At 36.5% G+C, this 14,080-nt stretch carries 12 protein-coding genes and 1 riboswitch; of the genes, 2 read left to right on the top strand and 10 right to left on the bottom strand.

Going from position 1 to position 14,080, the window contains the following annotated elements; genetic code table 11:
• Positions 1-56: 56 nt before the first annotated feature.
• Positions 57-2,045: a methyl-accepting chemotaxis protein gene (locus BM153_RS10375; protein ID WP_092873439.1), complete on the top strand. Its 1,989-nt coding sequence runs from the start codon at positions 57-59 to the stop codon at positions 2,043-2,045.
• Between the two features lie 521 nt (positions 2,046-2,566).
• Positions 2,567-2,953, top strand: a complete 387-nt coding sequence (locus BM153_RS10370; protein ID WP_092873437.1) for a 4Fe-4S binding protein — start codon at positions 2,567-2,569, stop codon at positions 2,951-2,953.
• Positions 2,954-3,008: 55 nt separating this feature from the next.
• On the opposite strand, the gene BM153_RS10365 is transcribed toward BM153_RS10370, so the two are convergent.
• The 10 genes from BM153_RS10365 to BM153_RS13735 form a co-directional block, all read right to left on the bottom strand.
• Positions 3,009-3,779, bottom strand: coding sequence for an ATP-binding cassette domain-containing protein (locus BM153_RS10365; protein ID WP_092873435.1), 771 nt, complete (start codon positions 3,777-3,779; stop codon positions 3,009-3,011).
• A gap of 9 nt (positions 3,780-3,788) precedes the next feature.
• A complete protein-coding gene (locus BM153_RS10360) occupies positions 3,789-4,802 on the bottom strand; it encodes an ABC transporter ATP-binding protein (RefSeq protein WP_092873433.1) in 1,014 nt (337 codons plus the stop codon).
• A 10-nt stretch (positions 4,803-4,812) separates the two neighbouring features.
• Complete coding sequence (locus tag BM153_RS10355) at positions 4,813-6,441, bottom strand: ABC transporter substrate-binding protein (RefSeq protein WP_207649035.1); 1,629 nt, start codon at positions 6,439-6,441, stop codon at positions 4,813-4,815.
• 34 nt (positions 6,442-6,475) lie between these two features.
• Positions 6,476-7,390 carry an ABC transporter permease gene (locus tag BM153_RS10350; RefSeq protein ID WP_092873431.1) on the bottom strand — a complete coding sequence of 305 codons (915 nt, stop codon included), beginning with the start codon at positions 7,388-7,390 and terminating at the stop codon, positions 6,476-6,478.
• Positions 7,384-8,385 (bottom strand): ABC transporter permease, encoded by a 1,002-nt coding sequence (locus tag BM153_RS10345; protein WP_092873429.1) that lies wholly within the window; start codon positions 8,383-8,385, stop codon positions 7,384-7,386. Before BM153_RS10345 ends, BM153_RS10350 begins: the two co-directional genes overlap by 7 nt.
• 5 nt (positions 8,386-8,390) lie before the next feature.
• Complete coding sequence (locus BM153_RS10340) at positions 8,391-9,068, bottom strand: class I SAM-dependent methyltransferase (RefSeq protein ID WP_143088301.1); 678 nt, start codon at positions 9,066-9,068, stop codon at positions 8,391-8,393.
• 715 nt (positions 9,069-9,783) lie between these two features.
• A complete protein-coding gene (locus tag BM153_RS10335; protein WP_092873425.1) occupies positions 9,784-10,551 on the bottom strand; it encodes an ABC transporter ATP-binding protein in 768 nt (255 codons plus the stop codon).
• Positions 10,552-10,554: 3 nt separating this feature from the next.
• The gene (locus tag BM153_RS10330) at positions 10,555-11,631 is read right to left on the bottom strand and encodes a FecCD family ABC transporter permease (protein ID WP_092873423.1); all 1,077 of its coding nucleotides are present in this window, start codon (positions 11,629-11,631) and stop codon (positions 10,555-10,557) included.
• Positions 11,632-11,660: 29 nt separating this feature from the next.
• A complete protein-coding gene (locus tag BM153_RS10325) occupies positions 11,661-12,728 on the bottom strand; it encodes an ABC transporter substrate-binding protein (RefSeq protein ID WP_092873421.1) in 1,068 nt (355 codons plus the stop codon).
• Between the two features lie 114 nt (positions 12,729-12,842).
• Positions 12,843-13,001, bottom strand: a riboswitch (cobalamin riboswitch).
• A 332-nt stretch (positions 13,002-13,333) separates the two neighbouring features.
• Complete coding sequence (locus BM153_RS13735; RefSeq protein WP_177205640.1) at positions 13,334-13,486, bottom strand: hypothetical protein; 153 nt, start codon at positions 13,484-13,486, stop codon at positions 13,334-13,336.
• Between the last annotated feature and the right edge of the window lie 594 nt (positions 13,487-14,080).

The raw sequence follows: 14,080 nt of genomic DNA, 5'->3' as shown, positions 1-14,080 counted from the left end.
TAGAAGTATCGTGTGAAATTCAAAAACAATTTATTATCATAATATGGAGGATATAGATGAAAAAAAGAAATAGTAAAATGAAATCTAGTGTAAAAACAAGACTTATTGTATCTATTATTTTGATAGCCGCCATACCTTTAATAGTGGCTACGGGAGTATGTTTCTATTCTTCTGCCCTGCAATCTTCAAAGGCTGCAAAATCAAATCTTGAATGGGCTACCCACTACCTGCAGGCTACTTTTAACAATCTTTATACCAAGACCCAGACTGCGCTGGTAGCTATTGCTGATTCTCAGGAAACCAGAAATTTTATAAAAACAGGTGAGGGAGAAAAGACTTTAAAAGCCTATATGTTAAAGATTAACGATGAGTTTAATGACGATAACCAGATAGTTCTTTCAAACGATCAGGGAATGATGATACTTCGTAGTGATGATAAAGCTCTTACCGATATCTCAGATAGAGACTACTGGCAAGGAGCTTCTAAAGGTGAGGTTACCGCTTCCGGTGTTTTAGTAAGTAAATCCTCAGGCGAAAGAAGTATAAGTCTTGGTGTTCCTGTTTTTGATGAAGACGGAAAAACAGTTATTGGAGTTTTACATAGAAGTTATAACTTAAATCAGATTCATGAGATGTTGGCAGAAGAAGGGGGCGAAAGCTTTATTGTTGACAAATATGGAATTTTAGCTGCCCATTCACAATATGAAATAAGTGGTGATGATGAGCCTATGGACTTTAGTCAGTCACCTTATATGACTTCAGGAAAAGAGACTGATACATATGAAAGTACAGCTACAGGGGTTAGGTCCTATGTTTGCTATGCAAAAGAGCCGATTACCGGTTGTACGGTATGTATGGCACTTACTGTAAGTGAAGTTATGAGTAGCGCTACCAGATCAGCAATTACAATCATTATATTAGGTATTATTCTTTTAGTTATAGGAGCTGTTGTTTCCTACTTCTTGGCAACAAGCTTTACAAAACCTGTTATTGCAGTAAGTGGTGCATTATCAACCATTTCACAAGGAGAATTTGTCAATATTAATAAATATACACATAGAACTGATGAATTTGGTCTGATTGTAAACAGCACTAATTCCCTTGTAGATTCATTATCATCTATTGTGGGAAGCATTAAAGATTCCTCTTCCACTGTAGGTTCTTCCTCCGAAGAATTATCACAGATGGCAAATGATATAGCAACCACTACGGAAAGTGTTGCAGAGGCAGTTGCTCAAATTGCCGCCGGAGCTGCTCAACAGGCAGAAGATATACAATCAGCGGCTGAAAATACCAGTCAGATTGTAGATGCCGTAGAAAGTGTACAACAATCTACGGTTACCATGACCGAGCTTGCAGGCAGAATGAAAAATGCATCAAAAACCTCAAGTTCATCTCTTGCGAACCTGCAAAAAGCAACTGTTGAAATGACTGACAAAATTGAAGAAATTTCATCTAGAATTTCATCAACTCAACAGGCTGTCAGCATAATAAACGAGCGTGTTGAAGGAATTTCAGGTATTGCCTCTCAGACAAATCTTCTTTCCCTAAATGCCTCCATAGAGGCTGCCAGAGCCGGAGAAGCAGGAAGAGGTTTCGCAGTAGTTGCAGAAGAAATCAGAAAACTTGCTGATGAATCAGAAAGCCTTGCTTCTGATATTCGTGTAAACATGGATAATCTTCTTAGCGAGTCAAAACAGGCCGTTGAGGCTGCCGCCCAGGTAATGGAGGAAAACGAATCACAAAAGAATGCTTTAGGGGAAACCTTAGAAGCTGTTAATTCCATGTTAGATGACATTGAAGAAACTGTTAAGAGAGTTGCTTTAATTTCTGATGAAGCCGACACCTGTGTTTCATCAAATGTTGTTGTTACAAATGTAATGACTTCCCTTTCAGCTATTTCAGAAGAAAATGCTTCTTCAACAGAGACTACCGGAGCATCAGTTGAACAGCTTTCTGCAACGGTTACAACTCTTGCCCAGTCAGCTTCAAATCTTAAAGATATTGCTGAACAGCTAAATGAAGAAATGAAATTCTTCAAATAAATTTGTTTATATTGAAATCCACCATATATTAAAAAAGCCTTATATCCTGTTTTTGGGACTAAGGCTTTTTTCTTTTTTAACATTCTTTAAAGGAAGCAAAATTATACCGACCTGCTACAGTCAAATTATAAATCTTAACCATTAAAGTCGCTACCTTTATTTCTAATCCTACATTTAAAATAACATCACATCGTTTTTTACCATTGCAATTTTAAGTAGTCGGAAATGTAAAGCGGACATTCGGAATCCGCTTCGCTACTTCCTCATGAACGCAGTGGCACTTTGTGCCACCTGTCAGAAGGGGCTTTAACCCCTTCTGACACTAGTAAGCTTATACCCCCGCTTAAAGCTTACGCTTTTGAAGCGGGGGATTGCTTACACTGCGTTCAATATTATTATATATAATAGCGTCAATACAATTTGTAATAGCTAATTAGTCAGATATTTCTACGTATTTATTTTAATTTATATATACAAGTGTTATAATTATATAGTTAATTAAATAAAATGGAGGTCTAGACATGAAAAAATTAAAAGTTAAAAAAGACGCCGAATGCATGGCATGTTTTCAATGTGTTATTGCCTGTTCAGAAGCTTATTACAAGGCATTTGACCCTGGTAAATCAGTTATCCAGATAGTAGAAAAAAAGGGGAAAATCAAACCTATGGTCTGTCCACAGTGTGGTAAATGCGCTGAGGCTTGCGAACAACAGGCTATAAAACAAAATGCAAAAGGTGTTTACACCGTAGATAAGAAATTGTGCAACGGCTGTGGAAAATGCGTTGAAGCCTGTCCATTTGGACTTATGGTTAAGGCTGAAGAAAAGCCTACTTCATCTAAATGTATTGCCTGTGGTATCTGCGTAAAGAGCTGTCCAATGGAAGTTTTAGAAATTGTAACCGACTAAAGTTTAAATAACACACTATTAAAGGGAGTAGAAAAATCCACTCCCTTTAAATTATTTATAAAGTTATTGCTGATAAAAGTTTCTTTGTATAGGAGCCTTTGGGATCATTAAACAATTCCTCTGTATCTCCTGTTTCAACTAATTTTCCCATATACATAACCCCCACACGATTACTGATATATCTAACAACAGATAAATCATGTGCCACAAAAAGACAAGAGAAATTCTCTTCTTCCTGTAAATCCTTTAACAGGTTTATTATCTGGGCCTGTATGGAAATATCCAGTGATGCAATGGGCTCGTCAGCTATTATCAGCTTTGGCTCAACAATAAGGCTTCTTGCTATGGCAACCCTCTGACGCTGACCACCGGATAACTCTCCCGGTGTCTTAGTAAGAAAATCTGCCGTAAGGCCGGTCTTTTCAAGCATTTCCACAACCTTTTGTCTATCATCTGATTTGTTTGTTAATTTCTTTCTGATAAGTAAAGGCTCAAGTACAATATCTTCTACTGTCATTTTGGGATTAAGAGCAGCAGCAGAATCCTGGAAAACAATCTGCATCTCTTCCTGCCTTTGTTTTACATATAAAGCCTCTTTGTTTTTACCACTTACCGGATGGTTTTTATAATAAACTTCGCCGCTATCAGGTTTATAGATTCCACTTAATATCCTGGCAATAGTTGATTTTCCGCAGCCGGTCTCTCCTACAAGTCCGAATACTTCACCTTTTGCAATCCCAAAAGACACATCATCTACAGCCTTGACAATAAAATCTCTCACCTTAAAATGCTGCTTAATATTTTTTGCTTCTATTAAATAATCCATTATTTCTGCCTAACACTCCCTGTTTAATACTATAGGTCTCTCAACCTTTGGTGCCCTTTTATCTAAAAGCCAGGTAGCCGCAAAATGAGTAGGTGAGACCTTAAACATCGGTGGCACTTCTTCATAATCTATTGCCAAAGCATATTTATTTCTTACTGCAAAAGCATCGCCTTTTGGCGGATTTAAAAGAGATGGGGGCATTCCCGGGATACTTTGCAATCTTCCGGTCTTTAATGCCAGGGAAGGAAGGGCTCCCAACAGTCCCCAGGTATAAGGATGAAGGGGAGTATTAAATACCTCTTCTTTTGTGCCTATCTCAATTATTTTTCCTGCATACATAACTGCAATTTTGTCTGCAATACGGGATGCAGCACCAAAATCATGGGTTACAAATACAATGGCAACACCTGTTTTTTCTCTGATTTCCTTTAAAAGATCTAAAACCATTGCCTTGACTGTAACATCCAAAGCCGTAGTGACTTCATCTGCAAAAAGAATATCCGGTTCAGATGCCAGAGCAGTGGCAAGGACACATCGCTGCCTCATTCCTCCGGAGAAGAAATGAGGTTGCAACTTGTATCTTTCTTCAGCATTCCTGATGCCCACCAGTTCCATTAATTCAATGGCTCTTTTTTTGGCATCTGATTTAGAAATCTTTTTATGCTTTAAAATAGCCTCTGTAATCTGTTTACCAATTGGAATTGTGGGATTTAGAGTAGTCAAAGGATCCTGAAAGACCATTGACATCCTCTTTCCCCTCATGGTACGCATCTGTTTTTCATTATAATTTGTTATATCAACATTGCAGGCTTTTATACTGCCTTGTTTTATTTTCCCATAAGAAGGTAATAAATGCATTATTGACTGGCACATTACGGTTTTTCCACAACCGGATTCACCAACTATGCATAAAATTTCACCTTTTTCCAGAGTTAAATTCACCCCACGAACGGCTTCAATTTCACCTTTTTTAGTATAAAAGCTTACGGACAAATCCTTTAATTCTAAAACATAATCGTTCAAAATAAACCTCTTATCTTGTGATTGTCCACTCTTCAATATTCCACATTACACCAACTGCATGATGTCCTAAAACACGAGTTGTATCAAGACCTTCTACTCCTTTGGAACCTACATAGTTTCCATCAAGGTAAGCAACAAGTAAAACTCCCGGAGTTTTAGCATATTCCTTTTCAAAGTTAGCATATGCTTCTTTACGCTCTTCTTCTGTCTTTCCACGACGACCTGCTTCAAGATATTCATCAACTTTTGCGTTTGAATAGCTCATTGTATTACTACTTCCATCTGTAACGAACTGTTTATAAGCCATATCAGGGTCAAACTGTGTAGCAAATCCTGCAAGGAATCCATCATAACCAGCTTCCCAATCGAATTTTGTAACAAGTTTAACTTCCATTTCAACACCTGCTTTTTCAAGCATGCTTGACATAAGGTTTGCAATATCTACACGTTCTTCTTCGTAATCACGAGTCTGGATTGTAAAGTGGAATTTCTGTCCGTTTCTTTCATAAATTCCATCACTGTTCTTTTCCCATCCAAGTTTTTTCATTTCTTCATCAAATTTATCTAAATCGTATGAATAAATATCAGCTTCTTTATCTGTTCCTAAAGGATTTAACTGAATTGGGCTGTATGCAGCACATCCCTGGCTATTTAATACACTCTTAATGATTGCATCTTTATCAAGTGCATAGTTTAATACTCCGATAGAGTCGCTGTTTGCTTTCCAGAAATCAGATTTCATATCCATGGAAGCACCTCTATAATCAGCTGTCTTGAAGTCCCAGGTATTGTAATCATCATTTCCTTCAAATTTAGCAGCATAGTTTGCATTAAGCCATGCAAGATCAGCCTCACCTGACTGAATCATAGTTGCCTTTGTACTTTCAACTGCTACTGTTTTGTAAACAAGTCTGTCAATGTTTGGAACTTTTCCATAGTAGTCTTCGTTTTTCTCAAGTGTAAGCATTCCACCTGTTGTATCCCACTCTACAAATTTATATCTTCCTGTTCCTACAGGATTCTGGTTAAACTCATCTGTTGCAATATCTTTTCCTTCAAGTAAATGCTTAGGAATAATTCCGATTGTAAAATATCCAAGCATATTTGCATTATAGTTTTTAAGTTTAAATTCAACTGTATTTTCATCTACAATTGTAATAGTTTCGATATCTTCATAATCAGTTGTTACAGATGAAGATAATGTATCATCCTCTGTAAGAGTTTTATAGGTGAATTCAACATCATCAGCTGTGAAATCTTCACCATCATGCCATTTAACACCTTTTCTTAATGTAAACTTATATGTAAGATTTTCTTCATCAAATTCATAATCTTCAGCAAGGTCAGCTACAGGTTTTCCTGAACCGTCAAATTTCATTAATCCTGAGAAAATAATATCTGTCAACTCATCATGATTTGTTAAAACAGGATTAATGCTGTCCTCGTTTTCTCCTGCATATACAAGAGTATTTGACATATCACTGTCATCACTTTTTTGTGTTGTATCACTGCTTTCATTTTCTTTTGTTACAGCTGAAGTTTTGTCTTCTTTCGAGTTTTCACCACATGCTGCAAGACCTGTACACATAGCAACTGCCATAAGCACTGCTAATACCTTCTTTACTTTCAGATTTTTCATTTCCTAACTTTCCTCCTTAAGTTTTGTTCTTTATTTATAAATTGCTTGGTCGTCTGTTAACTTCTTTCCTCAAATAATTTCCTATGTCTGTTATGCATAAAAGTGTTATCACAAGAAACAATCCCGGGATAACAATTACCCACCAGGTATTCATTATCAGGGCTTTATTTGCCAGTGACAGCATACTTCCCCAAGATAAAATATCAAGGGGCAGTCCAAGACCCAAAAAGCTAAGGGTGGACTCTGTGGTTATACATGCTCCCACAGAAGAAACCACAACAAACATTATTGAAGAAATAAAATTGGGAATAAGATGCCTTTTCATTACATAGAAAAAGTTTCCCCCGACACACCTTGCATATAAAACGTATTCGCTGTTTCTTATCTGCCTTACTTCACTTCTTACAATTCTGGCAAGGGCAAACCAACTGGTTATACCTACAATTATTGACATACTAAATACGTTTTTTGCCGGAAAAATTGCCGTTAATATAAGTATCAGAAGAATAGATGGAATACTTCCACATAATTCCATGGCTCTCATCATTAAAGAATCCACTTTATCTCCTGATGTTCCACTGATACATCCATAGATTGTACCTATAACTGTAACTATAGCTGCTCCTAAAACTCCTATCATAAGAGATGTTCTGCCACCGTAAAACATTATGGAAAACAAATCCCTTCCAAGAGAGTCAGTTCCAAATATATATTCCCTACCAGGAGGGGTATTTAGCGCGTCCAAATAATATTCAGAAGGATCGTGATTTGCTATTACCGGTGCAAAAATACAGGCAAGTACTATAAAAGTTAAAACAATCGCAGAAATCACCGGTTTTCCCTCAAGACGCTGTCTTATTCCTTCTTTCCGGGTTTTTTCTTCTTTTTTTATTTCTTTAATTCCAACAATTTTAAAGCGTTCATCAAAATCATAATTTTTTGCTACCACTTTATCGCCGACCTCTCTTTCATTCTCGGGTCTATTTCCTCATTTATGGATTGGGCTATTAATCCTGCTGCAAATACTGCTGCACCTGTAATTAAAACTATAACAATCAAAAGATTATAGTCATGGTATTTTGCACTTTCTACAGCCAGTCCTCCGATTCCCGGATAGTTAAAAACAGATTCTACAACTACTGTTCCTCCTGTAACATGAGGAATTGATATCGCCATAATGCTTACTATTGTAGGTGCCACATTTCTAAGGCAGTGTTTCCAGACAATTTCCCTTTTTGAACAGCCTTTAACTTTTGCCAAAAGCACATAATCTTTTCTTACCTCATCAAGAAGTTTATTTCTAATCATATATGCGTAATACCATAAATGGCTGGCAATCATTACTGTAAGTGGTAAAATCATATGACTGATTCTATTGGCAATATCATTTGCCTTTCCCACATCATAAGCTCCGGAACTTGGAAACAATCCAAGATTTATGCTAAATATAAGTACCAGAACCACTCCCAGCCAAAATCCCGGAGTGTAATAAAGGATAGTTCCTATCTTACAAATCAACCGGTCGATGAAGTGTTCCTCATGAAGAACACAAAATACCGCCAATACCGTTGCCAGTAAAAATATAACCACATAAGCAGTAATTCCAAGTAAAAGTGAGTTTCCTATAAGGGGATTTACCACTTTTGTTACAGGCATTTTATATTTAAAAGAAATACCGAAATTACCCTTTGCTGCGTTATTTATCCATTTGACATATTGAACTACCACATTATCCCCAAGACCAAGGCGTTCTCTTGCCATTTCTTTTTCTTCATCTGTCATTGTATCTAACTGGTCTCCGTAAAATGACTGTAACGGGTCTCCCGGAGCAAGTCTTGCAAGACCAAAGGAAATAACTGACAAAAGAAACATAGCTACTAAAAATGTGCCGATTCTTTTTAATATTTTTTTGAATAATCTTTTATACTTTAATACTACTTTCATGGAATTTATTTTTCTCCCACAAACACAGTCCATGAAGGCATATCAGACACAGACATCTCTTCAGGAAGCTCCCAGGTCTGAATATTCTTCAATCCTGCCTTTTTATATACTTCTACATATTTATCTCTGCTACCGTCAATAAGTGGCAGTTCTATATTATTTTCATAAACCGAATGCCCCTGTCCACCACTAGCGGACATCATTCTCATAAAAGAAATAACTTTTCCCCCGGATTTTAGAATTCTTTTCCATTCATTTACCGCCTCATCAGGTTTGGTAAGTGTCCACATAAGCCTGCAGTTGACTACAGCGTCAAACTCACCATCATCAAAAGGGGTTTTCTCACAGGGACTGTTTATAAATGAAACCGGCTGATTCCTTTCCAAAGCCTTAGCTCGTCCGATTTCCATCATTTTTTCGGATATATCTATGCCTACTGCCCCATATCCAAGTTCATTCAGCATAAAAGCCAAAAATCCTGTTCCGGTTCCCACATCAAGAACCTTTCCATTTCCATTTAATCCAATAACCTTTTCCAAGTATTCTTTCCAAAGTCCTAAGTCCTCTGTGGCATGTTCCTTATCGAAGGTTACAGATGCATCATCCCAATGTTTTGATATTGTTTGAATGCTCTTTTCGAAATCCATCTCATACTCCTTTCCACTAATTGTCTGTAAAGCCAAAACCCACAATCCTTTGTAAATAATTCTGATAAGCCTAAGCTTACATATTCCCTATAATTTTTTTACTTTTTCACAAAGCCTTTAACTCAAGTCGGATTCATTCCACGAATTCGGTAATTTTTGCTATTTCTTCACATTAACTGAAGTTTATAGATAGAGAACTCCTCCGACTTAAGACTAAGACTTTTTAAAATTTTTTCATGATGAAACTCAAAAAAAGCATAAAAAATAGACCTTACATTACAGGTAAATTAATGTAAGCGCCACTACTGACTATCCACATGGTCAGTTGAATCTCATCAATCCGGACGTATTATAACATCAGTGTTTTTTACCAACAACCCCTTGGCAGGGATGGTCTGATGAAATTTTTGCCCCACATTTATTCTGAATATTTCAAAAATAAAGAAGAATTATTTTATAATTAAATATTTTATTTTAATTATTCTGTAATATCCTTTTTACTTTTTCGTTATTTTTACATTTTTTGAGTATTTTGAACCGTATTAATGGATATATGTCTAATTATTTTGAATATCTGTATATCTAATTGGAATAGTAAATATGAACTTTTAGAGGGGAGATTCGAAGTTTGCTTCACCACTTCCTTATAAACCCATTGGTATTTTGTCCCACTTGTCAAAAGAGGCCTTAACCCCTTCTGACAACCGGGAAAGTTTCATCTTTTAAAAAATAGATATGACTTATTATTTTCTTATACACTTGGTATAAAAATAATATTTGGTTTTTTAGTAACCGGATTTTGCGTTATCTTTGTGTCAACACCAAAAAGATGTTTTATTTTTTCAGGAACAAACATCTCCTGGGGTGTTCCTGCACCCACTATCTGTCCTGACTTCATAAAAACAACCCGGTCACAGTAACATGAAGCAATATTTAAGTCATGGATTGAAGAAAAAACAGTCAGATTTTGTTTTTTCAGAATATTCATTATCTGGTATTGATATCCAATATCCAGATGGTTTGTAGGCTCATCCAGTATTATCAAAGAAGCCTTTTGCACAAGTGCTCTGGCTACTAAAGTTCTTTGTTTTTCACCTCCTGAAAGGGAAAGAAAACTTCTATCTTCATAACCTTCAAGCCCCACTTCTTTAATGGCAGAAATAACAATTTCTCTTTCTGCTATTTTATCTGTTTTAAACATATGCTGATGAGCAAAACGCCCTATCATAACCATATCATATACAGTCATATCAAATTCAACATTATTTTCCTGCTGCATTACAGACATTCTTTTGGCTGTTTCCCTACTGTTCATTTTAGCCAGCTCCTCACCGTCTATAAATACAGCTCCTGAGTCCGGCTTGTAAACCTTGTAGATGTTTTTTAGCAGGGTGGATTTACCACATCCATTAGGTCCCACCAGTCCTACAAAAGAACCTTCTTCTATTCCAAGGCTGACACCATTAACTATTAGTTTTGATTCAATAGAATACTTAATGTCCTTTACATCTAATTTCATATGTCAACCCCCCAATTGTTTGTGAGACTTCCTTATCAGGTACAGGAAAAACGGTGCTCCAAAAAATGCAGAAACTACACCTATGGGAAGCTCCTCCGGTGCTGCAATTGTTCTGGAAATAATATCTGCAATCACCAGGAATGTACCCCCTACCAAAACGGAAGCAGGGATAAGTCTGCTGTGTTTCGTCCCCACAACTGACCTTGTAATATGAGGTATTATAAGACCTACGAAACCTATTGTTCCACTCATTGAAACAATTACACCCGTAAGTAAGGTCGCCACAATAATAATTCCAAGTTTTAGCCTGTCTGTGTTTACACCAACGGTAACTGCCACATCATCTCCCAGCATCAAAACATCCAGACTCTTAGATAGTGTAAGAATCGGAATCAGGCACACTATAAAGGCAATGCATCCGTAGATAAGCTTTTCCCAGGAAGAGCCGCTAAGGGAACCCATAAGCCAGTATGTAGCAGTTTTTACCTTATCAGAACCTGTACGGGTATGATAAATCATGTAGTTGGTTATGGCACTAAAAAGTGCTGAAACCGCAATACCCGCCAGTACAAGTTGCGTTGCAGTAACCTTGTTTCTGATTGTAGCTATCTTTAGTGCCAAAATAATTGAAACTACCGCTCCGATAAAAGCCCCCACCATAGTGCTGTAACCATTAAAAATTGAAAGAACTCCATACATGATTACCAATACAGCTCCGGCTGAAGCACCCTGTGAAATACCAAGTATGTAAGGGTCAGCCAAAGGATTTTTTGTAAGTGCCTGCATTAAAATTCCACAAAGGGTAAGTCCGGCACCCACAACAAAAGCCGTGAATATACGGGGGATTCGTATGGACCAGATGATAGATTCTATTCCCTCTGTCCAGTCCACTCTGTAATAATTTCTTCCCGTGATTTTATTTACAATGACTTTTCCTATAGTTTCAAAATTAAGGTCGACGCTTCCAAGCCTTATGGCTAGGATAAATGAAATAAACGTTACAACCACCATTATCATGCAAAACATAATAAATGGAAATCTTTTCTGGATAGGAAATAATCTGACCTTTAATTTAGCCATTTTTTTCTCCTTCTAAAAATCGACTTTAGTTAAAACTTGTCAGGATAGAACTGTTTAGCCATAATTTCAACTGTATTTGCAGAACCTGCAGAACCCTGCATATCAGAACAGCAGGCAGAATAGATTTTTCCTTCTTTTACTGCTCTTAAATTCTTTGTATTATCATTTGTCTTTAAGAATTCAGTCTTCTTGTCAGTATCATTGTCATAATCAAGAATGAGTATAACATCCGGATCTCTTTCAACAACTTCTTCCCAGGTAGGTGTTGCCCAACCCTTATCAATATCATCAAAAATGGAAATTCCACCTGCTCTCTTTATCATATCTCCCGGTACACCCTGGCATGCTGTAAACGGAGCATCTTCTCCAGAGTCATAAACGAAAACTTTAATAGGATTTTCATAAACCTCGTCACCGAGAGTTGTCTTTACTTCTTCAAGTTTTTCTTTCATAGCCTCAACCTTTTCATTGGCAAGGTCTTCTACTCCAAATATATGTCCTAATACATCATAGTCTTTATAAATATCTTCCATTGTAGCTGAATCAGAACAGCAATATGGGAAATACGGAATAATATTGTGCTCCAGGCAAAAGCTAACTGAAAATGCATTCTCTGAAAACAAAGAATCCCATCCCATCATAAAGTCACAGCCTGTTGCAAGAATATCTTCTTTTGACGCTTTTGCAAGATTTACGCCATCCTCAGTAATTTTCTTAACCTTGTCCCTTGCAGGATAATCACTTACTGTGGACCAGCAGGCACCTCTTGTATATCCGGCCATATGATCTTCAAGTCCCAGGTCAAAAAAGAAATCCGCCATCTGGTCACCGTCTGCTATTGCTTTTTTAGGTGCTGAAGTGAATGTTTCTTCCATATTCTGACCTATGCCTGAACGCTCTAAATTAAGTGTTATGGTATAAGGCTCATATTCACTTTCAGACTGATCGGTTCCTACTTTCTTTGCTTCTTTTGAAACAGTGTACTGATCGCCTTTCGATCCTGTTACCGTTGAAGTTGATGAAGAATCATTATTTGTACCGCATGAACATATAATCATTGCAGATACACAAATAAGTGCCAATAATTTCTTTTTCATTGATATTCTCCTTTCATAAACAAAAAAACTTTTGCTCACAAGCAAAAGGAAAATAACAAAAAATCCGGAAACTCACCCCAGACCCTTCACATTTACCAGTTGCTCGTGGCATATGTGCATATCCTATACCAGGCAGGTCTCCTGACTACGCAGTATAACTGATATTCTTAAATCTGCTCACAGTGACGAGTTCGTACAGGACTTTCACCTGTTTCCCTATTCTCCGGAACAATTACTTTCCCGCATTCCGGCACCTGATATACTAATTTCACTTACTAACATGATAAATCGGAAATTTTATTAAAAAGTTAACCTTTTATGCTTATTTTGTATATTTTAAAGGTAATATTTCCAAATAATTCTAAAAATATAACTCCTAAAGCTTCAATCTGGTAAAGCGGACATTCGGAATCCGCTTCGCTACTTCCTCATGAACGCAGTGGCACTTTGTGCCACCTGTCAGAAGGGGCTTTAACCCCTTCTGACACTAGTAAGCTTATACCCCCGCTTAAAGCTTACGCTTTTGAAGCGGGGGATTGCTTACACTGCGTTCAATTAAATACCCGTTAGATAACTTTAATCATCTAACGGGTATTTGCGTGAAATTAAGCATCTTCAATCATAGAATTTAAAATATCTTGAAGCTTTTGAATTTCTTCGTTGTCAGTACTTTTCTTAAGAGCATTTTCAATGTACCCCGAAATAAGCCTTATAAAACCTTGAAATTGCTTATCTGTAATTCCCATTTCTTCAACCATACTTATCACCTCCGATCTGCTCCTTTCTTTTTGAAATTTTTCTAAAAATTATTCGTTTCTTTCAAAAGCAACCTAGGGCTGAGTATTTTTATTTTGCATCTATCTTAACACTATCACAAAATATTTCATATTGGTATTCCTTTCCGTTTCACATCACTTTTATGCTCATGTGAACTACCCACCACCTAAAGGAAGTGGGCTTCAAAAAAAAATTTTTTAAGACAAATATAATATTGTGTGTATATAGCACTCTTATATTTGATAAATGCTTCAAAAAAATCTCTTACTGACAAGCTCATTTTATTGCTTACAACTAGCAGAATAGCTAACTGATACATCAGAAATTTTACATTATTTATTCTAATTAAAAATCTGCCGAAACTCTGATAAATACTCTATTCTTAAATCTACTCCGCTACTTTTCTAAAAACAAATAACATAAAAATCACTTTAAAATTTAAAATCATTTATATTACAAAAACAATTCTAATCACATGCACCGGTAAAATTTAGCTTTCTTTCAACAACCATCAGTTATCCCAGTGTCTATAAAACCATTTCTATCATAAAAATGATTCTAATTGCATTCTCCAA

The organism is Acetitomaculum ruminis DSM 5522, from assembly GCF_900112085.1.
Taxonomy (GTDB): domain Bacteria; phylum Bacillota; class Clostridia; order Lachnospirales; family Lachnospiraceae; genus Acetitomaculum; species Acetitomaculum ruminis.
This window is presented reverse-complemented; position numbering and strand designations above follow the sequence as displayed.

Excerpts from the sequence above, each read along its gene's own strand:
- BM153_RS10370 (WP_092873437.1), top strand. The coding sequence starts at position 2,567 with ATGAAAAAATTAAAAGTTAAAAAAGACGCCGAATGCATGGCATGTTTT.
- BM153_RS10365 (WP_092873435.1), bottom strand. The coding sequence starts at position 3,779 with ATGGATTATTTAATAGAAGCAAAAAATATTAAGCAGCATTTTAAGGTG.
- BM153_RS10375 (WP_092873439.1), top strand. The coding sequence starts at position 57 with ATGAAAAAAAGAAATAGTAAAATGAAATCTAGTGTAAAAACAAGACTT.
- BM153_RS10330 (WP_092873423.1), bottom strand. The coding sequence starts at position 11,631 with ATGGCTAAATTAAAGGTCAGATTATTTCCTATCCAGAAAAGATTTCCA.
- BM153_RS13735 (WP_177205640.1), bottom strand. The coding sequence starts at position 13,486 with ATGGTTGAAGAAATGGGAATTACAGATAAGCAATTTCAAGGTTTTATA.
- BM153_RS10345 (WP_092873429.1), bottom strand. The coding sequence starts at position 8,385 with ATGAAAGTAGTATTAAAGTATAAAAGATTATTCAAAAAAATATTAAAA.
- BM153_RS10325 (WP_092873421.1), bottom strand. The coding sequence starts at position 12,728 with ATGAAAAAGAAATTATTGGCACTTATTTGTGTATCTGCAATGATTATA.
- BM153_RS10335 (WP_092873425.1), bottom strand. The coding sequence starts at position 10,551 with ATGAAATTAGATGTAAAGGACATTAAGTATTCTATTGAATCAAAACTA.
- BM153_RS10355 (WP_207649035.1), bottom strand. The coding sequence starts at position 6,441 with ATGAAAAATCTGAAAGTAAAGAAGGTATTAGCAGTGCTTATGGCAGTT.